This is a genomic window from Campylobacter sp. 107, assembly GCF_002383835.1.
Lineage (GTDB): Bacteria > Campylobacterota > Campylobacteria > Campylobacterales > Campylobacteraceae > Campylobacter_D > Campylobacter_D jejuni.
Genome location: NZ_NXBA01000018.1, coordinates 109,981 through 131,873, shown reverse-complemented (window position 1 = coordinate 131,873; position 21,893 = coordinate 109,981). Strand labels below are relative to the sequence as shown.

Below are 21,893 nucleotides of genomic sequence, written 5' to 3'. Positions count from 1 at the left end.
ATTTTCCTTACAAAAACTTAGCAAAAAATTTAATTTATTTTAGTTATAATAAAACTTTTTAAAATTTTAATTCCAATAAAGAAAAGTTATAATTATAATGGTTGCTGATAAAAGATTATTTTATTTAAGTTGTATTTTAATCACCATAGGAATAGTATTTTCATACTCTCTTACAGCTTTTACTGTTCTTTTTCTTGACTATAGCGAGTTTCATTTTTTTATTCGTCAGCTTTTTTTTGGAATTAGTGGCATACTTATAATGTTTTTTATTTCTCGATTAGACCCTGATAAAGCACTTTCTAAAAAAATTATTTTAGCTATTTTGATTATTTCTTTTATCTTTATCATCATTTTGCCATTTTTACCTTCTGCATTAGCAACAGCTAGCGGAGGAGCTAAACGCTGGATACGCTTAGGCCCACTCTCTATCTCTCCTGTGGAATTTTTTAAAATAGGATTGATTTATTTTTTAGCATGGAGCTATACAAGGCGTATTGATGATAGCAAAAAAGCTATCAGACACGAGGCTTTAATTCTTCTGCCTTATTGCATCTTAGCTTCTATAGTTATAGGATATATTTATATCACTCAAAACGATTTAGGACAAAGCGTAATTTCTTTCTTTTTGATTCTGGCTTTAGCTTTTTTTGCAGGAGCTAGTAAAAGGCTTTTTGCTTTTGGAACTTTAATTATTATGATGATAGGTATAATGGTAATTTTTAGCAACCAAAGAAGAATTCAAAGAATCGCTTCTTGGTGGGGAAATATACAAGATGCTTTTTTACCTATGCTTCCTGATTGGCTGGCAAATGCTTTAAGAGTAAGTAGCAATACCGAGCCTTATCAAATTTCACACTCTTTAAATGCTATAGCCCATGGAGGAATGTTTGGCGAAGGCTTAGGACTTGGAACTTTTAAATTAGGCTTTTTGAGTGAAGTGCATACTGACTTTGTTCTTTCAGGAATTACTGAAGAAATAGGACTCTTAGGTCTTGGGGTTATTTGCTATATTTATCTTTGGATGATTTTAAGAATTTTTAGAATTGCAGGAAGATGTGAAGCTAAACAAGATTTTATTTTTTGTTCAGGCATAGCCTTACTTTTACTTTTTTCTTTCTTTATGAATGCTTTTGGTATTATTTCTCTTACTCCACTAAAAGGCGTAGCGGTTCCACTTTTAAGCTATGGAGGAAGTTCAATGTGGGCAATTTGTATAGGCATAGGATATGTATTAATGATTTCAAAAAAGGTTAAATTATGACAATAGCTTTAACAGGTGGTGGAACTGGGGGACATTTGGCCATAGTGCGTTGCTTATTAGAAAGTGCGATTAAAAAAAATATAGAATGTGTATACATAGGCAGTCAAAATGGTCAAGATAAAGCTTGGTTTGAAAATGAAGTACGCTTTAAGGAAAAATTTTTTTTAAGCTCTAAAGGAGTGGTTAATCAAAGCAAATTTGACAAAATCAGTTCTTTACTCCACACCTTAAAACTCTCCAAAGATTGTAGAGAAATTTTTAAAAAATACCACATCCAAGCCGTTTTTAGTGTAGGTGGATACAGTGCAGCTCCTGCATCTTTTGCGGCTTTATTCTCACATTTGCCTCTTTTTATACATGAACAAAATTCAAAAAGCGGCTCTTTAAATATGCTTTTAAAACCTTTCGCTACAAAATTTTTTAGCGCCTTTGAAAAAGAAATTAGCCCTTATCCTGTAGCAGATAAATTTTTTGATAATGCTAGGATTCGCAAAGAATTAAAAAATATTATTTTCTTAGGAGGATCACAAGGAGCTCATTTTATCAACGAACTAGCTTTAAATTTAGCACCAAAACTTCAAGAACAAAATATCAAAATCATCCATCAATGTGGAAAAAATGATTTTGAAAAGTGCAAAAAACATTATCAAAGCTTAAATATCCAAGCTGATATTTTTGATTTTAGTTTAAATTTGGAAGAAAAAATGAAAAATGCAGATCTAGCTATATCAAGAGCAGGTGCAAGTACTCTTTTTGAACTTTGTGCTAATACTTTGCCCACTATTTTTATACCTTATCCTTATGCAGCTAAAAATCATCAATACTTTAATGCTAAATTTTTACAAGATCAAGCTTTATGTCAAATTTTTATGCAAAACTCTATTAATCTTGATGAATTTTTTAAGTCAATATTAAAACTAAATCTAGAAAATATTTCTACAAGATTGCAAAATATAACCCAAAAAAATGGCGCAGATATGCTAATCCAAAAAGCTTTATTTGATAATTTGACTTTTATAAGATAAATATCCAAAGATATTTACTAAAATTCCAACAAAAACTAACATCAAAATAGCAAATGAAAAATTTTCAAATTTGTCATGCAAAAAACCTATAATCCATTGTCCTTGTGCTGCAATTAAATATCCAAAACCCTGAGCTAAAGCAGAAAGTCTCGCTGCTATTTGAGCATTAGAGCTTTTTTGTGCAATAAAAAGCAACGCAATGCCAAAAACTCCACCCCATGGAAAACCCATGATAAAAGCACTGATAATAATAGAAATTTTACTATCAAAAATAAAGAGCATACCAAAAGCGATCACATACATACTGCACAAACCTGCTATGTAAAAAGTATGTAAATTTTGTCTTAATTTTCCTAAAAGTAAAGGGCCAAAAAGAGACACTGGAGCTGCAACAAGTTGAGCAAATAAAACCATACTTGTAGAAAATTCTTTATCAAATCCTTTTTCTACAACAATTTGAACATACCAAAAAAACAAAGAATAAGCTAAAAAACTTTGAAATCCCATAAAAAGAGTAATTTTCCAAGTTGTTAAATTTGTAAAAAGATTGATTTTTTTATGAGTTTTTTTCTTAATACGAAAAAATCTACCATTTTTAGCTTGAGGATAGTAAACTACTAAAGCTACAAAAGAAAAAATAGCCCAGAAAAACATAGCTCCAGCTAAATCAAATACACTAAGCAAAGGTATAGCTAAAGCAATACCCATAATCGAAGAAATACTCAAAACAAGACTATAAATTCCCATTATACTTGCCATTTTTTTTGGAAATTTTTCTTTAATAAAACTAGGAAGTAAAACATTTGCAATTGCTATACCACAGCCCATTGCTAACATTCCTAAAAATAAGCCATATACACCAAAATAAGAACGAATAATTTCGCCTAAAAAAATTAAAAAAATTCCAAAAACAATAGCACGAATAGGAGAAAAATACCCCACAATAAAAGAAATACTTCCAAAAGCTATCAAAGGAAGACTTGTAAGTATGCCCGCTACGGTTGAGTTTAAATAATACTTATCTTTAATAATATCAATAATAGGCCCCACTGCAGTAATTGGGGCTCTAAGATTAAAAGCTACAATAATAACAATAATAACATTAATCCAAAATATCTTTTTAAAAGAAGCCATAAAAGCCTTATTTGTTAAGTTCTACTTTGAATATTTTACCTTCTGCCATCTTAGGAATCCATAAAATATTACCTTCAATAAATATATCTGCAGGACCTTTCATCAAAGGAAGTTCAAGTTTTACAGATTTAACATTATCTAAATTATAAATATATCCATTTAGATTATTTCCCCAAGAACTTACCAATAAACCATCTTTATAAGGAACTATTCCATCATAAGATTCTTTTTCATTTTTAATTATACTGAGTTCTTTTGTATTTAAATCATAAGCCATTACAACACCGCCACTTACACCATCAGGATGATAACCAGCTATAAAAAGCTTATGTTTTTTTCTATCTAGATATAACCCATTTGGACCGCCAAATTTTGCTAAATCAAGTTTTAATAATTCATCATATTGCTTAGTTTTTAAATCAACCTTTAAAATAAGCCCTGTGCCAGTATCGCTAACCAAAAGCGTATTGTCGTCTAATTTTTCTATGTCATTTAAAAAGATTGCACCTTTAATAGGTAAATTAAAAATTTCTTTTTTAGTTTTAAGATCAAAACCGCGTAAAACATCGATATCTACCACATAAAGAGTTTTTCCAATCTCCATCATGCCTTTTGGTGCATTAAGATGGGTTAAAAATTTATATTCTAGCACTTTGCCATTTTTATCAAGCTTAGAAATAAATCCATCATTATCTTTCGCCAAAGGTTCAAGTTTTTCTCCTACATTAGATACATAAACATAGTTTTTATCTACAAAAATACTTTCAGGGCTTTTAAAACCATCAAATTCTTGATATTTTAATTCACTTGCACCAAGCAAACTTCCAAGAAGCGCTAAACTTAAAACATATTTTTTCATATTTTCTCCTTTATTTAAAAATATTTTCATTGAATTATATTTATTTGGATAAAAAAAATGTGCTAGTTTTTTGATAAAAAATACAAGTTTTTTGTTTTTTGATATTGCTTAGGAGTTTGCTCATATTTCTCTTTAAATCTTTCAATAAACCAAGCTACCGAAGAAAAAGCGCACTCATTAGCTATTTCATTGATATTTTTTTTAGAAAATTTAAGTAAAATCTTTGCTTTTTGCAACCTTTTTTCATCTAACCATTTTTTAGGACTTTGTCCAAAACATTTCTTAAATTCTTTAGAAAAAGTTGCTAAATCTAATTTCGCAAAATTAGACATTTCATTTACGCTTAAAAATTCTCTACCGCAATACTCAAAAAGTTGGGAAAGATCAAGGCGAAATTCTTTTAAAATTCCTGATAAAAAACTAATAAAATAAATATTCTTATTTAAAAGCAAATGTAAAAAAATCTCTTCAAATTTCAAACTCACTATAGGATCTAAAATTTGCGTATTTTCTTCAAAATGCGGTGAAAAACTTTCCAAAATTCCTTGCAAAATCTTATCATTTTTTACCCAAAAAATTTCATAGTTTTGAAACTTTTGATCTAGTTTAAAAAAATCTTTATACTTATAAATAAGTTCAATTAAAAATGCATTGTCAAAAAAAAATAAATAAGCTTCATAAACTCCTTTGCTAAGTCCTACATTGCTTAAAGTATAGCTCCCAGCTTTTAAAAACAAAGTTTCATAAGAGTTAATCTTATAATCTTTTGATGCAGTATGTAAAATTTTATATCCTTTGCGAACAAAAGTTAAAAGATGACTTCCTACATTAACAAAAGTAGAATGCGAAGTATCCGTTTGTGTATATTTAGCAAAAGTGCAAGATTTAATTTTTTTATAATTGACACCTTTTAATTGCTTTAAATCTTCTGGTAAAGAAAGAATTTTATTCATCGTAAATTTTGCCTACATTCTAAAAGATACTTTTTAAGTTCTTTTTCTTTCATTAAAATTTCACGCATACAAACGCCTGCTATATTTATATTTTTAAAATTTTCTATATTTTGAGCATTGATACCGCCTATAGCATAAAGTGGAATTTGACTAAATTCAAGCAAGGATTTTAAAAAATCAAGCCCTTTAGGCTCTAAACCCACCTTGCAAGAACTTTCAAAAATATGCCCTACAAAAGCATAACTTACCTTATAACTCATCGCCTCTAAAAGCTCTTCTTTGCTATGGACTGAAGTACCAAGTATATGAAAATATTTTGTTAATTTAGGTTCTTTTCTTAGCAAAGAAAGCGGTGCGTGAAAATAACGATGTCCCAATTTTAAACACTCCCTATCAAAAAAATGCAAAAAACAAGTCACTTTTTGCTTTGCGCAAATGCTTAAAACTTCTTTTGCTAAGTCATAATACTCAAATTCGCTTAAATCTTTTTCTCTTAAAACTATAGCATCTACCTTAGCCTTAGCAAGTTTTTCAATCTGCTTTAAAAAGTCTATTTCTACACATTTTCTATCGCTTATGGCGATGATTTTTTTATCCCACATAGATACTATCGCTCATCACAGCTTGTAAATTGGATCTTTTAAGCATAGCTAAAATTTCATCTACACTTCTATCATCTGAAATTTCAAACTGCTCATCACCCTTTTTCTCACCCTTATGCTCACCTATACCCACACTCACTCCTGCACTCATTTTAGTAGCACCAAGCTTGATAACCTCATCTCTAAAACCTATTCTTTCACGACTTGAAATGGTAATGCCCGCAAAAGGCAAAAAGAGTCTATAAGCACAAAGTACTTGCAAAAGGCGTTTTTCACTTACATCTTTAGGATGGATTTTGGCATTATTGATAATAGGTCTTAAACGCGGCACTGAAATAGAAATTTCAGCATGCGAATAAGCTTGTTGTAAAAAATGTGCATGAAGCGCCGTAGCAAGAGCGTCTTTTCTAAAATCATCTATGCCTAAAAGCGCCCCAAAAGCCACTCCACGCATACCCGCTTTTAAAGCTCTTTCTTGAGCATTAAAGCGATAAGGAAAAATGCGTTTTTCACCAGCTAAATGAATTTTAGAATATTTTAGAGGATTGTAAGTTTCTTGAAAAACAGTCACATAATCACAACCCTTTTCATGCAAAATTTTATATTCATCTTCATTCATAGGATAAATTTCAACGCCCACAACCTTAAAATACTCTCTAGCAATCTTGCAAGCATTTGCTATATATTCTACACTTGCAAACTCCCTGCCCTCGCCTGTTAGCATTAAAATTTCTTCTAAACCACTTTTAGCAATGGCTTGCATTTCTTCGTGAATTTCAGCTTCATTTAGCTTAGCTCTTGCGATTTTATTGCCTTTTTGAAAACCACAATAAACACATTTAGAATTACAATAATTTGACAAATAAAGCGGAGTAAAAAGAGAGATAGAATTTCCAAAATATTTTTGCTTGACTTTGGCGGATTTAAAGGCTAATTCTTCTATGAAATCTTCTGCTGCACTTGAAAGCAAGGCTTTTAAATGCTCTATACTTAAATGCGTTTGATTTAAAGCATTTTTAACATCTTTAGCGCTAAATTGACTCTCATCATAGCTTTGAACTTGAGTTAAAACCTTGTTTAAAATTTCGCTTTTTATTTCCTGCATGTGAGGTAAATACTGCATATAATCTTGCATAATCAATCCCTTAAAAAGCCTGTTAATGGAGAACTCGCTTTAGCCTCGCTCACACTTGCTAAACCTGCTAAGAAAGCCGCTCTTCCTGCATTTACTGCCAAAGAAAAAGCTCTAGCCATCAAGGCTATATCTTTAGCTTCAGCTATAGCTGTATTTACCATCACCGCACTTACTCCCATTTGCATAGCTTCACAAGCTTGTGCAGGACTTCCAATACCCGCATCTACAATGATAGGCAAATCAATTTCATTAAGCAAAATTTGTATAAATTCCTTAGCGCATAAGCCTTTATTGCTCCCAATAGGTGCTGCCAAAGGCATGATAGCCGCAGCTCCTGCATCACGCATAGCTCTAGCTGCGTAAAGATCAGCATGCATGTAAGGTAGGGGTGTAAAACCCTCTTTAGCTAAAAGCTCGCAAGCTTTAATCGTTTCATAATTATCAGGCAACAAATACCTACTATCGCTTATCACTTCTATCTTGATAAGTTCTCCGCAACCAAGCTCTCTTGAAAGCCTTGCAATGCGTAAGGCTTCATCGGCGTTTCTTGCGCCTGAAGTGTTGGGTAAAAGTGTGATATTTTTAGGGATATAATCAAGTATATTAGCAATTTCCCCTGTATTTGCACGGCGTAAAGCTAGAGTGATAATCTGCGCTTTAGCTTCTTCTATGGCTGATTTTATAAGCTCTAGCGAATATTTTCCAGAACCTAAAATAAATCTTGAATCAAACTCGTATTTGCCTATTTTTAATTTATCATTTTTTAAATTTTCTTGCATTTTTACTCCTTATTTGCTAAAAGCTCTAAAACAAGGTTACTTTGATGTCCTGCGCAAATATTTACCCTTGGCGCCATAAGTCCATTTCCTAGCTTAGCACCATTTACCAAATCCCCACACACATAGAAATTTTTAGCAATTTTTCTTGTTTGTATGCTGTTGCTATCACCATAGCCCGCAAGTCCTGAAGCACAGATTAAAATACTATCTTTGTAAAATCTATGAAAATTTTGCGCTATCATCGCTTTTGCAATAGCACTATCAAAGGCTTCACAAACTATATCTATATCTTTAAACAAAGACTTTAAATTATCCTCATCGATTTTTAAAGTGCAAATTTCAACGCTGATATAAGGGTTAATCTCGCTAATTTGCTCTTTTAAAGCTTCGGTTTTAAATTTACCCAAATCACTTACACGATAAGCTTGACGATTCAAATTGCTAGGCTCAATCACATCAAAATCAATCAACTTTAAATACCCCACTCCACTTCTTGCTAAATTTATCGCAATGTGCGATCCAAGCCCACCTAAACCACAAACTGCCACGCGCCCATTTTTAAGTTTATCATGAAGTTTTGGAGTGTGTCTTGCTCTCATCATAGCGTCTAGCGCATCTTTTGGAGGTAAAGTATTTCTTTCTATACAAAAAAGCTCATCATCTTCGTTTAAAGCAATATTCTCTTTTGTTGCAAAACCATTGATAATCCATACATCATTTTCATTTTTGCTGATATTTTCAAAAAATTCCAAACTTGTTTTAAAGTCTGTATCAAGTTCTTTGCCATTGAATTTTACTCTCATCATCCACCTCCTACAAAACTTACAATTTCAGCTTTATCGTTTTCTTTTAAAATCAAATTTTCAAATTCACTCTTAGGTACAATCTCTCCATTTAATTCCAAGGCGATAAGTTCGATTTTAAAACCTTTTTCTTTGATAAAATCCATAAATCTAAGTTCTTTAAATTCAAATTTTTCTCCGTTGATAATCATACTTTTCCTTGTATTTGCTCTTCTACTTTAATTTTTGCATTATCTAATAATTGTTTAGATTTTTTCCTTAAATTAAAGCTTTCTTGTATATATTTTGCAATTTTTTCTTGGGTTTTAATATCAAGTATCGCCACTAAAACCTTATTAATATCTTCAATCCTCCAATGAGATATGATAGATCCGCCACAATCTCTTTGTGCTTGTAGCTTTACAAAAACAGAATTTAAAAACAATGTTAGATACTCAGGTAAAATATTTTCTTTATCTTTTATATTTAAATGCAAAATAGCACCACTAGTTACAACTTCCTTGTCTTCTTTTACACAATACGCAACACCGATACTCCCATCTTTACTAAATAAAATAGTATCTTTTTTCGGATATAAAATTTGTAAATATTGCGGAAAAAAATCTTTTTCATCTAAAAAAACATCAGCTTCACTTAACCCATATTGTGTCAAATTTGCAACTCTTATAAAAGGTATTCCTTTATTTTTATATAAATTCGAACCCGGCTCTATTGACTTTGTAATACTTACCAAATTATCTAATACAGTATATTTCTTATTCATTATAATTTTCTCATTTATTTCATATTTCTTTTGATAATACTCACTATCCAATCTTCCTGTTTTTAGAAAAGATTCTTTTAATGTGTGTATAGAGATATTGAGTGATTTTGTAGGATTATTTGTTTTAGAATCTAGCAAACTTTGCAATGGATTCTTTGGATCAAGTCCTAACTCAAGGTATAAAGTTTCCACTGCTTTTTTATATAACTCCTTACTTTCTTCTAATGCCTTATGAGAATCTTTTACCAAATTTTGAATTTCTAACTGAAATTCCATAGGGAAAATAGGAATAAGAAACTTCTTAATGGATTGATAATCTAATGCTGGTCTTGTTACTCCTGTAATTTTTTTATCGGATTGCAATTTTCCAAATTTAGAATTTAAAAAAGTAGATAGAAAATATGGATTTATATTCTTTACTTCAATTTTTACAGAATGCTGATTAATATTTGCTCCAACCAAGTCTCTTTCTACAACCGCTGATTTTCCATAAGAAATCCCAGTTATTGTCAAAAGAACATCATTGAATTTCAAACGACTTCTTTTTAAATATTCATCATCTTGTTGCGATATATAGACAATATCTTCGACATTAAAATAATTTTGCATAATATTTTGCACTCTTAAAAATGGAATACCCTTGTCTGGATAATCTGCTCCAAGTGGGGTAGCACCGCCTGTCATTTTTACAATGAAATTTTCTAAAAAAGCATAATTATCTTTTATTTTAATAATTGCTTCATTCTCCAAATACTCCTTCTTAAAGTATTCAGAATCTATTCTTTTACTCTCATTATCCTTTTGAGCTTCACTAAGTTTTAATACACTTACTTCTAAATGTGGATATTTTTCCTGCAAAGTTTGGTTTAGATTCATTTTATTCCTTTTTTTTATTTCAATCTAAGTAAAAAATATTTATAATTATAAAGCTCAACTACCGGTGGTAGAAAGAGATGGCTAGCTTTATGCTTCTTGCAGATGCCTAAATCTGCACCAAACCCCTAAAACCATTCGCAATTCTTTAGTTCTATATCATTTCCGTTTATATAATTTCTATATCTTTTTTCATAGGTATCTTTATTATATCCTTTATCTATGTAGAAACTTGTCACTAAAAATGAACTACTTCTGCCTAGCTTTTGTAAAATAACTATAAAATTATGGTTATGTAACCACAAATAAAAACGGATTGCCCGTTTCTCTTTATAATAAAAAGCTTTAATTTCGGGATGAGTATGATTGAGAATAATTTGTTTGATCCAATTTATTCTGCAAGCTCTTTGGCTATCAAACTCCCTTGTTTTATTTTGTTTGTTTTCTCGTGTTGTGATATGCCAAAATATCTTTTCTTTCCCCTTATGCTTCTTATGTGATTGCGGATCTATATAAATACAACCTGCTAAATACAATGGAGCCTCAATAAAGTCTTGTTTGAAAATTTTATAAGCTAAGTCAAATTTTTCATTTTCACATTTACAAGTGCTAAAATCCAAGAGATGATACATTATTGTTCACCTTTACTCAATTGAATCCTAAAAATATTAAATTTATTTTCCCAAGGTGGCGTTCCTGCATCCAATTCAATATTTGCCAATGTTTCAATTTTATTTATAATATAATTTTTTATTTCACTTACATGCTCTATATCATTTCTTGCTTTGTATGAAATAGCACCTATTAACAAATCCACAAGTTGAACAATATTTGATTCATGTGATTGAATTGTAAAAATTTTTATATTTACTGATTGTTTAAATTTATTAAACAAAACTTTTTCCAATCCTTTTATTTTATCTCCACTCTTCGTATCCTTATAATCAAGATATATTTTTATTTTTGTATCAATATCTATTAAATTATGCAATGCTTGATAATACATTTTATAATAAAATAAATCATGATCTCCTTGATTGTAAATATCATGTTGTAGAATGGTTTTATTTGGAATTAATACAGCTTTAAACCACATATATACAGAAGAAAAAAAGAATTCTAATAATTCATCATAAAAACCTTTTTGACTTAAATTTAGTTTTGTCCATTTAATTTCTTTATTATATTTATATTTATGCTTTAAATATTTAATTGTTTTATTAATTTTAATAATTTCAGATGATGGAACTTTAAGCGCTCCTAATACCATAACCTTTGAACACAAAGTTGGATTATCTTTGTAGGATAAATGATTGCTTTCATCGCAAAAAATTTTAAATTCTTTCATATTATCCATTCACTTATTCTTTCCAAAAACTCAAATTTTCTGCTTTTGCAAATTCAATAAAAGCTTCAGCTATGCCATCTTTTTGCAAGTCTTTATATTTTTCTACATTTAATCTATATTCTTGTATTCTTTTGTCAAACTCTTCTTGGCTTTCATCTTTTTGTTTTATAGGCTCATCTCCTTCTAAATGCGGATGAAATAAATCATGTTTTACTACTAAATGATCATGAGAATCTAAAAGTGGGTAATAAATCTTTTCGCCTGAATTATCTTTGCTAGGCTCATTCATAGTAGCAAAGAAGATATTATAGTCCTCACACTTTGGACATAATTTATCATCCCATTTTTGTAAAAATAAAACACTTGTTTTTGTCCCCGTGTGTGGTTTAAAGACATTTCCATGAAGTCCTACAACCGCTAAGATTCTAGCTTTTTGTGCGATAAATTCTCTTATATATTTATCGCTTGAATTATTAAAACGCCCTTGTGGTAATACAATAGCCATTCTACCACCAGGCTTTAACATATCTAAATTTCGTTCGATAAATAAAATATCTCTTCCTACCTTACTTTGAGGTTTGCCATTTTCTTTTTTGCCTAGCTCATATCTAGCTAAAATTCTACTCTCTTTTATATCTCCTGCAAAAGGCGGATTTGCCATTAAAACATCAAAATTAAAATCCCTATTTTGATTTTTAGTTACTCTTAAATTTTTTAAGCGTTTAAAACCTTCAAAATACACATCTTGCCAATCTTCATCATCTTTTACCCATTCATCCCATCTATCAAAGTCAATGGAATTTAAATACAAAACATTTGTATGCCCATCACCTGCAATTAGATTAAGCATTTTTGATACGCGCACACTCTTTTCATCAAAATCTATACCAAACACTTTTTCTTTTACATAATCTTGACACTCAGAAATCTTTTCTTGAGCTGTAAAGAGATGACTTGCTTCTATGCCTCTTTCTTTATAAATTGAACGCCACACATAAAAACAAGTATGTATCGGAAATCCACAACTTCCACTTGCAGTATCTATCATACTTTCATCTTTTTTAGGATTTAGCATTTTTACACACATATCTATTACATAACGCGGAGTAAAATATTGCCCTTTTTCACCTTTTGAGGATTTATTCACTAGATATTCAAAAGCATCATCAATCACTTCTAAATTTGAGTTAAATAACTTTACATTTTGCAATGATGATACACATACACTTAGGTGCGAAGGAGAAAGTTTAATTTTCTCATCATTATTAAATACACCTTCCCATTTTTTCTTTGCTTTATCAAAGAGTTTTTCTATTTTTTGCTTAAGTTCAGAATCAGACTCTCCATAATTTCTAAACTCTAAGCTCTTTGTTCTATCTCTTGCACCCTCTAGCTCATCAAAAAGTTTTATAAATATAAGCTTAAAACATTCTTCAAATACATCAACTCCAGCATTTGCCAACACCTCATCTTCCATTTCTGTAACTAAATTCTTTAAACTTCGCTTTTGACTTTTTAAAATATCTTCTTTAATCAAATCATCAAAGGTAAATTTTACTTTCAACAGATCCGGTAATGTCTGGTTTGATGCAGGAATATTTGGAATAGATTCAAAATAATTTGGATCTTTTCTATGATAATAGCTAATTTCTTTACCATTGCACCACACAGCCATAGTTGCACCTGTAGCATTACAATAACTTTTTAATTGTTCTTTACCATCTTTCAACTTTGGCTTTTTTACTTCTATAATGATGTATGGGACTGTGATTTGGATTTTATCCATTATCACAATATCAGCCCTTTTTACTTCGCGTCCAAAATGCACACCAAATTCAATTTTTATCATATCTTTAGGATAGTTATATTCATTTAAAAGCTTATCGATATAAAGCTGACGCACAATTTCTTCTGGCGTAAGTTTAATTTCTTTATCGCGGATAAGGCAATTAGTATAGTATATAATTTGGTTATTTTTGTTTGTTTTAGCTATAATTTTAGTTTCCAATTCAGCAATAGCTTTTTTACTAAATAGATCTAGCTTGTAATCACTATCTTTTAAAATTTCCTCAATCATCCTAAACCTTTAAAAATTTTCTATCAAGTCTTTAAAAACAAGGCAAAGCTTTTCAAATTCTTCTATACTTACCCTTTCATCAATAGCGTGAATTCTATCATTACAAACCCCAAATTCTACTACCTTTACACCGTATTTTGCAAAATACCTTGCATCACTTGTACCGCCTTTGGTATTAAGCCCTGGCACTTCATGAGTGATTTTTTGAACGCTTTCATTCATTTTTTGAACGATTTTATTATCGATATTTGTCAAAAAAGCTTCGCTTGATTGTTTTAGCTCTAACTCATAGTTTAAACCATGACAAATTTTTTCTACATAACTTTTTACATCTTCTAAGCTTGTATCAGGGGAATTGCGAACATTAAACATAAGTTTTAAATCATTTGGAGTAACATTACACACCCCCATACCCCCACGAATATCAGTTATAACGATTTTTGAAGGACTAAATTCAGCACTTCCAGGATCAAGATCAAAACCCGCTAAAAGCTTTAAAACTGGCGCAAAATCATGCACAGGATTGATACATTTTTCAGGATAAGCAACATGCCCTTGTTTTCCACGGATTAAAAGTTTTCCATTGATAGAACCACGACGCCCTATTTTAATACTATCGCCGATTTTTTTAACACAGGTTGGCTCGGCAACCACAGCATAATCAGGTAGCATATCTCTTTCTTGCATCCATTCTAAAACAGCCTTAGTTCCATATATAGCTTCGCCTTCTTCATCACTTGTTAAAATAAGACTAAGTCTTGCTCCTTTAAAATCCGCATTCTTTGCCGCATCCACAAAGGCTGCTACTCCGCTTTTCATATCTTGAGCACCCCTTGCATAGATAAAGCCTTCTTTTTCCACAGGCGCAAAAGCATTATTACTCCAACCCTCGCCTGCAGGCACCACATCTACATGCCCACCAAAAGCTAAATGCTCGCCTTCATCTTTAAATTTTTTAGTGAGTAAAAGGTTTTTAATGCCTTCTTTTTCTATAAAAAAAGCTTCAAAATCACTCAGTTCCATAGCGATGAAATTTAAAGCTCCATCATCATTTGGCGTAACAGATTTAAATTTTAAAAGTTCGATTAAAAATTCTTTTGCATTCATTTTTTATCCTAAGAAAGTTTTATATAATAAATTAAGAGCAAAATACTCTATAATTATAGCTGAAATTATATTGATTATAAAAACAACTTTTGCACTAAAAACATGACTATATCTTGCCACCACAAAGGCTAAAGCACTTACCCAAAAAAGTATAGCCACAACAAGCCCTAAAGTCATCAAATAAGCATGATCGCTGCTTAAAACCACACTTGCAGCACTAAGCCAAAATCCTATCACAAAAGGATTTGAACCATTTAAAAAAGCTCCTTTAATATAACTTTTCAAAAGACTTTCTTTAAATTCTTTATGCTCTAAATTTAAGCTTTCTTTCTTTTTTCTTAGCATCAAATACGCCATATAAGTTAAAAAACAAAAACCAAAAATCGCCAAAAAACGCATAAAAATGACATTATCTAAGAAATTTAAAAGCCCAAATTGAAGCAAAAAAAGATAAAGCATATCTATACTAAATGCTCCAAGTCCTACAGCTATGGAATTTTTAAAAGCTTTTAGTGCATAAGTTAAAATCAAAATATTTACAGGTCCAAAAGGCACACTCACTCCAAAGCCCAAAAAAACTCCACTTAAAAAAGAATCAAACATTACCATCTTTCATAAAATTTTCTATATCAAGTGCGATTTTATCAATAGCGCTTATAATATCTTCTATATAGATTTTATCAAAATACCGCTCTAAATTCGCATCTTTTTCGTAGATATTTAAAATACTTTTTTCGCACATTGAAGCATAACGCCCTACAGGCAAAACCGCCCCACTTGTGCCTACGCTGATAAAAAGCGAAGTTTGATTTAGCAAAGAATAAAGCGTAGCATAAGCAGGAGCTTGCTCTTCAAACATGACTATATTGTGTCTTAAATCCTTACTTTTGCATTTTGGGCATTGTTTATCTGTGATTTTTTCATAACCTATATTAAAAATTTCTTCGCATTTTAAGCAGCGAAGTTCAGGCAAAAAGCCATGCAAATGTACTACATCTTTACACCCTGCACGCTCTAGCAAATCATCTACATTTTGCGTGATGACAAAAAGATTTTTACCCCATTTTTCTTTTAATTGTGCGATTTTTTCATGAGCATGATTTGGCTTTACATTTTGAAGTTGCGCCCTTCTTGCATCGTAAAAATCAAGTACTTTTTTAGGATTTTTTCTAAAACCTGTTGCAGAGCAAACCTCCATCATATCATATTCTTCCCAAAGTCCATCATTGTCTCTAAAAGTTTTAAGCCCACTTGGAGCAGACAAACCCGCTCCGCTTAATATCATAATGTTTTTCATAATCTCACCACCTTAGCACCAAAGCCACCTTGATTGATCGGTGCGTCATTAAAGCCCTTGACACTTTTATGGGTTTTTAAAAACTCTCTTACAGCAAAGGCAAGCTTTCCTGTTCCTATACCATGGTAAACTAAAACTTCATCAAAGCCTGCAAGCAAAGCATCTGAAATAAATTTATCAAGCCTTGAAATAGCTTCATCACTCCTAAGCCCGTGCAAATCCAAGCTAACGCTAAGATTAGTCGGTTTTGCCACACTAATGCTTGTTTTTGGACTTATTTTAGGTGTAGGAGTGCTTTTTTTAAGCAGTTTTAAAGGCACACGAAGTTTGATCCCATCACTTTCAACCATAGCATCGTTTTTAGAAATGCTTATGATTTTACCCTTAATTTTTTCATATTTTACAAAATCCCCCACACGCAATTCTTCGTTTTGCTCCATACTTGGCAAGATGATTTCTTTTTTAAGTTCATTGGCTTTATTAAGACTTCTTTGCTTGTCTTTTATATCTTTAAGCTGTATGGTTTTTTTAGCTTCTTCTATGGCTTTGTGAAATTTAAATTCTAAATTTCTCAAACTCGTACGAAATTCTTGTTCATTTTTTTCTTTTTGCTCTTTTAAGGAAAGTAAAATTTCATCGACTTTTTGCTCTTTTTTCTCGACATTTTCAAGCTTAGCTTTTAGTTCTAATTCAAGATTGATATTTTTACCCACAAGCTCTTCTAAATTTTCTTTATCCTCGCCATAAAGCTTTTTAGCCTCGCTAACTAAATTCGGCGGAATCTGATAACGCAAAGCGGTTTCAAAAGCATAAGATTTTCCTATGGTGCCTTTTAAAAACTCGTATTTTGGGCGTGAAAGCTCTTCATCATATAAGGCAGCGATGAGTTCAACTTGCTCATTTTTTGCTAAAAGCATGGCAAGGCGTTTGTGGTGTGTAGTAATGATGATTTTAAGATTATTAGCTATGAGTTTTGAAATTAACACACTATACAAACAAGCCGCTTCTTCAAAATCTGTTCCAAGCTCTATTTCATCGATACCTAAAAGCAAATTTTTCCTAGAAAAAAGTCTAGAAAAATGCAACATTCTTCCTGCAAAAGTTGAAATGTCGTTTTTAACATTTTGCGGATCTTCTATGATGGCATCAAATTCTTTAAAAGTACCGATTTTACTTTCACTGGCTTTAATATGCATAGGTAAAAGATGTTTAGCTAAAAATGCTGCGCTCAGCATGGATTTTAAAAGCATGGATTTTCCGCCTGCATTTACCCCTGTGATGATGAAAACTTGTTTTTTAAATTCCAAACTCACGCTTTTTGGATTTTTTAAGGCAGGATGAGCGAAATTTTTAAGCACTAAATCCGTACTTTGATCACACAAAACAAATTCAAAATCCCTTTTTTTAGCAAGCAAAACCCTAGCACTATAATGATCAAAAAGATCAAAGGCTGTATTGATAAATTTTAAAAAAGGTAGATTTTTTGCTAAAAAAGCTGAGAAATTTTTAGCGTATTCATAATAAATTTCTTCTTTTTGATTTTTGATTTTTTCTATATCATTTTGCAAATTTTCAACACTTAAAGGCACGATATAAAAGCCACCGCCACTACTTCTACCTATGATTTTTGCTTTAATAGCGTGATTAAACCCACCTCTTACAAGCAAGGCTTCAAGATTGTTTATAAGATGGATTTGTGTATCGATAAGATAAGGCATTAAAGCTTTTGTATAGCAAAATTTCTTAAACTCAGCTATTATGCTTTCATTTTTTAATCTTAAAGCAGTATTAAGATTTACAAGTCTTTCATCTAAACTTTCTTTTAATTCTCCTTTCTCATCGAAATTCAAACAAAGCTCCAAAGCCCCGCTAACAAATTCTATCTTTTGTAGCCAAGAGTCTAAATTTGTTCCTAGTTTTATTTTTTTTAACTTTTCAAAATAACGAAAAATTTTTACAAATTCAAAAATTTCATCTAAATGTAAAATTCCTTGCTTGCTTAAATGAACTAAGGCTTTATCAAGATTGCTAAGCTCTGGCATAGTAGGAAATTCCACCTCGCAAAGCTCATGTATGCGTTTAAAATGAAGATTAGAATCTCCTTGCAAAAAAATCTCTTTATCTCTTGCAAAAAGGGCTTTAAACTCTTCTAAATAGCTGTTTAAATCAAGCTTTGAGATCAATTCTTCTTTTGTATCATTCATCATTTAACCTACAATCTTTAATATCTATGATTAAAGAATTAAAACTTTGATTATTATCCTTTGAAATAAAACTTCCTGTACCAAATTCATAATTAAAATACGCCTTAGAAACATTGATATCTTTACATAAAATATTTTTATTTTGATTAAAAGCTACGATAATATCTGTTCTTAAATGACTTTTTTGCGTATTTTCAAATTCAAAAAATACTGCTAAAACAATAAAAATCACAAGTAAAATACCAAAAAAAGGTTTAGTTTTTTTGCCTAATTTTTCACGCAAAGCAAAAGTGATTAAGGCTAAAATTAAGATGATTAAAAGATATAAAAAAAACCTACTCATTCTTTTGCCTTAATTTGTTGCTGATATCTCCTGCGCCAAAACCTATAATAAGCCCTTCTTCAAAAACCTGCCCCTTAGAAGCTACCAAAAATTTACCCTCTCTTTTAATATCTTCCACAAATAAAGCCTTAGGAAAAACCGCTTTTAAATCAAGTTCTATAGGCTCTTCTCCTGCAGCATAAACAGGTAAAATTACAAGCTCATCAATACTCTCAAAAGCCCTTGCAAATTCCTTTAAATTTGCAGCCAAACGCGTGTAGCGGTGGGGTTCAAAGATAGCTGTGATTTTTTTATATCCGCCTAATTTTGCGTATTCTTGTGCTGCACTTAAAGTCGCTTTTATTTCGGTGGGATGATGACCATAATCATCGATTAAAACCAAATTTTCATCAGCATGTAAAATATCAAAACGCTTTTTAATACCTTGATAATTTTTAAGTCTAGTTCTTATCGTTTCTATATCTAAGAAATTTAAAGCCGCCAAAATCGCCAAAGACGCATCAAGGGCTAAATGATATCCCATACCAAAAACTTTAAACTCACCTAAATCTTTTAACTCAAAGCTTGTAAAAGGTTTGAAATTTTCTATACACATGGTGCAGTTTTTGATATCTTTACTTGGATAAAGCTTGATTGACTCATTTTTATAATTTTTCAAAAACTCATCTTCAGCATTAATCACGCGAATTTTAGCCGTATCTAAAAACTGCGTATAAGCATAATGGAGTTTTGAAACTTCATTACCATAATGATCTAAATGCTCTGCTTCTGCATTAGTAACTATAGCCAAATAAGGATTTGAATTTAAAAAAGAACTATCGCTCTCATCAGCTTCAAAAACAAGGTTTTGACTTTCTTTATAAATCATATTTGAACCAAATTCTTTTAAAATCGCTCCGATGATCACAGAAGCATCATCAAGTAAAGAAGCTAAAATACTTGAAGTCGTGCTTTTTCCATGTGCTCCTGCAACTGCAAAAACACGCTTATCTTCTAAAATAAGAGGTAAGGCTTCCTTGCGTGAAAGACATTTAACGCCTAATTCTTTAGCATGTTTAAATTCAGGATTTTCTTCTTTGATAGCAGCAGAATAAATAACTAAATCTTTGTTTAAAATATTGTCTTTATGATGAGGGATACTGACCTTAACCCCTTCTTTTTCTAGTTCGTTAGTGATTTTACTTTCTTTAAGATCACTTCCGCTAATCTTAAAACCTTTTTCTTTTAAAAATCTTGCTAAAGCGGAAATTCCTATACCGCCTATGCCGATAAAATGGATATTTTGCATCATTTAAACCTTTATACTTTAAAGGCTAAATTTTAGCACTTTTTTACTAAAAAGAAAATATAAATCCTATTTTGAAATGCCTAAACGCTCGGCTAATTGATATAAATTTAACTCTCTATAAAATTTATCAAAGTCTTTAGTATAAACATCAAGGTTAAAAGCTTTATTCATATCTTTTAAAGTATCATTACTTTCAAAATAATACCATTTACCGCCACTATAAATACCTTTTTTATCAATCCATACAGCATCGTTGATCCCAAATTCTAATTTCTCATCACTTGGTCTTGCTAACATATTTCTTCCGCCTACGCTTAAATACTTAACATTATTTAAACTTAAAGCATAAAGAGTTGGAAAAATATCTTTATGAGATCCTACACGATCTTTATCATAATAAATATCATCTTGTAAATCCTTAGGAATATAAAGATAAAAAGGTACACTATAAGCAAAAGCTTTTTGGGAATTTAAATCTATACTCATTTCGCGTACTCTATGATCTCCAGTTGCTGCTATAATGACACTATTCTTAAATGGACTTTGTTTTACTTTATCTAGAAATTTTCCAAATTCATTGTTTGCATAAGTATAAGCTTTGATAATGTTATCTTGTTTATCTTTTTCATAAGGAAGCATATTAAGCAAAGTTTGCGGAATGTTTTGTAATTTTGGCAAATCATTTTGTGGAATTTTATAAGGTGGATGATTAGAAATAGTAAGAGCAATTATAAGGGTGTTGTGTGGATTTTTTTGAAGTAAGTCATAAACTTTTTTATATAAAAACTCATCAGCTACCCCATAACCATTTTCGCTATCTTTTGCTCCATTATACTCTTTCATTAAAATATTTTCATCTATAATCTCATCTACCCCCAAAATACTGAGATAATTTTTAATATTTTGCCAAGATCCATTACCTGCACTTACAAAAATCACCTTATATCCTGCTTTCTTATAAATAGCAATAGGTGTTAAATCTAAATAAGTTTTCTGAAATTTACTTGTGGAAATATTAGAAAATGGACTTACAAAAAATAAGTTTGCAAAACTTGGTATAGTTCCATTACTAGAACTCAAAAAGCGTTTGAATAAAAAATCTTGCTTAAAATGTTTATCTAACGAACCCAAAAAATTATGTTCCGTATTTGTAAAATCAGCCAAATTAAGCCCAAAACTTTCCATTAAGTTAACAAATACACTAGGATGATTCTTTTCAGCTTTTAGATTTATAGGACTTTGATGCAAATAATCAAAAAGTTTTTCTTTAAGTTCTTGTGCTTTCAAAGGTGTGATAACCTTCAAAGCTGCTTCTTCTTTATATTGTTTTAAAGCCCAAGAAAATGCCATAATTGGATTTAACATTGTATCATTTACAACACTATATTCGCTAAAAGAATAATTTTGCACATTTATAGCCACATGCTTAAAGGGACCCCTTAAGGCTATAACATAAACAATAATTAATATTAAATTTAAAGCTATTAAGGGAAATAATCTTAAATTAACAGGTTTTAGCTTTAAATTTAATATTTTCAAATTTAAAAAAAATACAAAAACTCCAAAAATCAACATTAAAGCTAAAATTTTTAAAATTGGATAATCGTGATAAATAATACTTAAAATAGTTTTTGTATTATCATCTTTTAGAGTAAACATAAAAATATCAAATTTAGTCTTGTAAATTTCGTAATAATAGTATTTTGCATAAGAAAATCCTATACAAAGACAAGAAAGAACAATTATATAAATGCTTGAAAAAATGAAATAAAAATTTTTACTATATATTACTAATTTATTATTTATTTTTATATTAGAAAAAATTAAACTTAAAAAACCACAAAGCAAGAATGGTAAAAACGCTGCACTTAAAAATCTTATATCATGAAAAACACCTAAAAGATACATTAAAAAGATTTCATTTTTATCGCTAATTAAACCAGTAGGGATAAAAGAATTTTGCATTAAAATACGATTAATGGTAAAAGTTACTATAAATAATACACTAAAAATAAAAATTTGAAGTAAAATTTTTCTCATAT

General features: G+C 30.5%; 21 protein-coding genes. 2 read left to right on the top strand and 19 right to left on the bottom strand.

All coding sequences use genetic code 11. From position 1 onward, the window contains the following. Positions 1 to 97: 97 nt before the first annotated feature. Positions 98 to 1,261, top strand: a complete 1,164-nt coding sequence (gene ftsW / locus BGS40_RS02245; RefSeq protein WP_002856578.1) for a putative lipid II flippase FtsW — start codon at positions 98 to 100, stop codon at positions 1,259 to 1,261. Further along, positions 1,258 to 2,286 (top strand): undecaprenyldiphospho-muramoylpentapeptide beta-N-acetylglucosaminyltransferase, encoded by a 1,029-nt coding sequence (gene murG, locus BGS40_RS02240; RefSeq protein WP_002875943.1) that lies wholly within the window; start codon positions 1,258 to 1,260, stop codon positions 2,284 to 2,286. The genes ftsW and murG overlap by 4 nt, the downstream gene beginning before the upstream one ends. Here the strand turns inward: murG and BGS40_RS02235 are convergent. From BGS40_RS02235 to BGS40_RS02145, 19 genes are all read right to left on the bottom strand, one after another. After that, positions 2,257 to 3,420 (bottom strand): MFS transporter, encoded by a 1,164-nt coding sequence (locus BGS40_RS02235; protein ID WP_002867169.1) that lies wholly within the window; start codon positions 3,418 to 3,420, stop codon positions 2,257 to 2,259. The two genes, murG and BGS40_RS02235, sit on opposite strands and share 30 nt — an antisense overlap. Before the next feature lie 7 nt (positions 3,421 to 3,427). Next, positions 3,428 to 4,279 (bottom strand): ATP-binding protein, encoded by an 852-nt coding sequence (locus BGS40_RS02230; RefSeq protein WP_002918514.1) that lies wholly within the window; start codon positions 4,277 to 4,279, stop codon positions 3,428 to 3,430. Positions 4,280 to 4,341: 62 nt separating this feature from the next. Continuing rightward, positions 4,342 to 5,232 carry a helix-turn-helix domain-containing protein gene (locus BGS40_RS02225; RefSeq protein ID WP_002852985.1) on the bottom strand — a complete coding sequence of 297 codons (891 nt, stop codon included), beginning with the start codon at positions 5,230 to 5,232 and terminating at the stop codon, positions 4,342 to 4,344. Further along, on the bottom strand, positions 5,229 to 5,834 hold the full coding sequence (locus BGS40_RS02220) for a thiamine phosphate synthase (protein WP_096738319.1): 606 nt from the start codon (positions 5,832 to 5,834) through the stop codon (positions 5,229 to 5,231). The genes BGS40_RS02225 and BGS40_RS02220 overlap by 4 nt, the downstream gene beginning before the upstream one ends. Beyond that, positions 5,824 to 6,969: a 2-iminoacetate synthase ThiH gene (gene thiH, locus BGS40_RS02215; RefSeq protein WP_096738318.1), complete on the bottom strand. Its 1,146-nt coding sequence runs from the start codon at positions 6,967 to 6,969 to the stop codon at positions 5,824 to 5,826. Before thiH ends, BGS40_RS02220 begins: the two co-directional genes overlap by 11 nt. Positions 6,970 to 6,971: 2 nt before the next feature. Then, positions 6,972 to 7,748 (bottom strand): thiazole synthase, encoded by a 777-nt coding sequence (locus tag BGS40_RS02210; protein WP_057100806.1) that lies wholly within the window; start codon positions 7,746 to 7,748, stop codon positions 6,972 to 6,974. Positions 7,749 to 7,750: 2 nt separating this feature from the next. After that, on the bottom strand, positions 7,751 to 8,554 hold the full coding sequence (thiF, locus tag BGS40_RS02205) for a thiamine biosynthesis protein ThiF (RefSeq protein WP_096738317.1): 804 nt from the start codon (positions 8,552 to 8,554) through the stop codon (positions 7,751 to 7,753). Then, positions 8,551 to 8,742: a sulfur carrier protein ThiS gene (thiS, locus tag BGS40_RS02200; RefSeq protein WP_044260438.1), complete on the bottom strand. Its 192-nt coding sequence runs from the start codon at positions 8,740 to 8,742 to the stop codon at positions 8,551 to 8,553. The genes thiF and thiS overlap by 4 nt, the downstream gene beginning before the upstream one ends. Further along, entirely contained in the window at positions 8,739 to 10,190 is a 1,452-nt protein-coding gene (locus BGS40_RS02195) for a DNA methylase (protein WP_096738316.1), read from the bottom strand. Before BGS40_RS02195 ends, thiS begins: the two co-directional genes overlap by 4 nt. Before the next feature lie 125 nt (positions 10,191 to 10,315). Then, entirely contained in the window at positions 10,316 to 10,819 is a 504-nt protein-coding gene (locus BGS40_RS02190) for a hypothetical protein (protein ID WP_052775994.1), read from the bottom strand. Then, the gene (locus BGS40_RS02185) at positions 10,819 to 11,544 is read right to left on the bottom strand and encodes a DUF3800 domain-containing protein (RefSeq protein ID WP_052793793.1); all 726 of its coding nucleotides are present in this window, start codon (positions 11,542 to 11,544) and stop codon (positions 10,819 to 10,821) included. Before BGS40_RS02185 ends, BGS40_RS02190 begins: the two co-directional genes overlap by 1 nt. A 4-nt stretch (positions 11,545 to 11,548) precedes the next feature. Further along, positions 11,549 to 13,612 carry an N-6 DNA methylase gene (locus BGS40_RS02180; RefSeq protein WP_002830929.1) on the bottom strand — a complete coding sequence of 688 codons (2,064 nt, stop codon included), beginning with the start codon at positions 13,610 to 13,612 and terminating at the stop codon, positions 11,549 to 11,551. 9 nt (positions 13,613 to 13,621) lie between these two features. Beyond that, on the bottom strand, positions 13,622 to 14,719 hold the full coding sequence (gene dapE / locus BGS40_RS02175; protein WP_096738315.1) for a succinyl-diaminopimelate desuccinylase: 1,098 nt from the start codon (positions 14,717 to 14,719) through the stop codon (positions 13,622 to 13,624). Positions 14,720 to 14,722: 3 nt separating this feature from the next. Continuing rightward, positions 14,723 to 15,322, bottom strand: a complete 600-nt coding sequence (locus BGS40_RS02170; RefSeq protein WP_002779102.1) for a LysE family translocator — start codon at positions 15,320 to 15,322, stop codon at positions 14,723 to 14,725. Continuing rightward, positions 15,315 to 16,016 (bottom strand): SIR2 family NAD-dependent protein deacylase, encoded by a 702-nt coding sequence (locus tag BGS40_RS02165; RefSeq protein ID WP_096738314.1) that lies wholly within the window; start codon positions 16,014 to 16,016, stop codon positions 15,315 to 15,317. Before BGS40_RS02165 ends, BGS40_RS02170 begins: the two co-directional genes overlap by 8 nt. Further along, the gene (locus BGS40_RS02160) at positions 16,013 to 18,223 is read right to left on the bottom strand and encodes an endonuclease MutS2 (protein ID WP_096738313.1); all 2,211 of its coding nucleotides are present in this window, start codon (positions 18,221 to 18,223) and stop codon (positions 16,013 to 16,015) included. The genes BGS40_RS02165 and BGS40_RS02160 overlap by 4 nt, the downstream gene beginning before the upstream one ends. After that, positions 18,213 to 18,563, bottom strand: coding sequence for a hypothetical protein (locus BGS40_RS02155; RefSeq protein ID WP_002805008.1), 351 nt, complete (start codon positions 18,561 to 18,563; stop codon positions 18,213 to 18,215). The genes BGS40_RS02160 and BGS40_RS02155 overlap by 11 nt, the downstream gene beginning before the upstream one ends. Continuing rightward, complete coding sequence (murC, locus tag BGS40_RS02150) at positions 18,556 to 19,854, bottom strand: UDP-N-acetylmuramate--L-alanine ligase (RefSeq protein ID WP_072241183.1); 1,299 nt, start codon at positions 19,852 to 19,854, stop codon at positions 18,556 to 18,558. The genes BGS40_RS02155 and murC overlap by 8 nt, the downstream gene beginning before the upstream one ends. A 63-nt stretch (positions 19,855 to 19,917) precedes the next feature. After that, on the bottom strand, positions 19,918 to 21,891 hold the full coding sequence (locus tag BGS40_RS02145; protein ID WP_096738312.1) for an LTA synthase family protein: 1,974 nt from the start codon (positions 21,889 to 21,891) through the stop codon (positions 19,918 to 19,920). Positions 21,892 to 21,893: the final 2 nt, after the last annotated feature.

Bases quoted from the DNA above. Each gene is read 5' to 3' on its own strand.
- BGS40_RS02190 (WP_052775994.1), bottom strand. From the start codon at position 10,819: ATGTATCATCTCTTGGATTTTAGCACTTGTAAATGTGAAAATGAAAAA.
- dapE (WP_096738315.1), bottom strand. From the start codon at position 14,719: ATGAATGCAAAAGAATTTTTAATCGAACTTTTAAAATTTAAATCTGTT.
- BGS40_RS02220 (WP_096738319.1), bottom strand. From the start codon at position 5,834: ATGTGGGATAAAAAAATCATCGCCATAAGCGATAGAAAATGTGTAGAA.
- BGS40_RS02160 (WP_096738313.1), bottom strand. From the start codon at position 18,223: ATGATGAATGATACAAAAGAAGAATTGATCTCAAAGCTTGATTTAAAC.
- thiF (WP_096738317.1), bottom strand. From the start codon at position 8,554: ATGATGAGAGTAAAATTCAATGGCAAAGAACTTGATACAGACTTTAAA.
- thiH (WP_096738318.1), bottom strand. From the start codon at position 6,969: ATGCAAGATTATATGCAGTATTTACCTCACATGCAGGAAATAAAAAGC.
- BGS40_RS02210 (WP_057100806.1), bottom strand. From the start codon at position 7,748: ATGCAAGAAAATTTAAAAAATGATAAATTAAAAATAGGCAAATACGAG.
- thiS (WP_044260438.1), bottom strand. From the start codon at position 8,742: ATGATTATCAACGGAGAAAAATTTGAATTTAAAGAACTTAGATTTATG.
- BGS40_RS02180 (WP_002830929.1), bottom strand. From the start codon at position 13,612: ATGATTGAGGAAATTTTAAAAGATAGTGATTACAAGCTAGATCTATTT.
- BGS40_RS02235 (WP_002867169.1), bottom strand. From the start codon at position 3,420: ATGGCTTCTTTTAAAAAGATATTTTGGATTAATGTTATTATTGTTATT.
- BGS40_RS02230 (WP_002918514.1), bottom strand. From the start codon at position 4,279: ATGAAAAAATATGTTTTAAGTTTAGCGCTTCTTGGAAGTTTGCTTGGT.
- BGS40_RS02195 (WP_096738316.1), bottom strand. From the start codon at position 10,190: ATGAATCTAAACCAAACTTTGCAGGAAAAATATCCACATTTAGAAGTA.
- murC (WP_072241183.1), bottom strand. From the start codon at position 19,854: ATGATGCAAAATATCCATTTTATCGGCATAGGCGGTATAGGAATTTCC.
- BGS40_RS02185 (WP_052793793.1), bottom strand. From the start codon at position 11,544: ATGGATAATATGAAAGAATTTAAAATTTTTTGCGATGAAAGCAATCAT.
- BGS40_RS02165 (WP_096738314.1), bottom strand. From the start codon at position 16,016: ATGAAAAACATTATGATATTAAGCGGAGCGGGTTTGTCTGCTCCAAGT.
- ftsW (WP_002856578.1), top strand. From the start codon at position 98: ATGGTTGCTGATAAAAGATTATTTTATTTAAGTTGTATTTTAATCACC.
- BGS40_RS02170 (WP_002779102.1), bottom strand. From the start codon at position 15,322: ATGTTTGATTCTTTTTTAAGTGGAGTTTTTTTGGGCTTTGGAGTGAGT.
- BGS40_RS02225 (WP_002852985.1), bottom strand. From the start codon at position 5,232: ATGAATAAAATTCTTTCTTTACCAGAAGATTTAAAGCAATTAAAAGGT.
- murG (WP_002875943.1), top strand. From the start codon at position 1,258: ATGACAATAGCTTTAACAGGTGGTGGAACTGGGGGACATTTGGCCATA.
- BGS40_RS02155 (WP_002805008.1), bottom strand. From the start codon at position 18,563: ATGAGTAGGTTTTTTTTATATCTTTTAATCATCTTAATTTTAGCCTTA.
- BGS40_RS02145 (WP_096738312.1), bottom strand. From the start codon at position 21,891: ATGAGAAAAATTTTACTTCAAATTTTTATTTTTAGTGTATTATTTATA.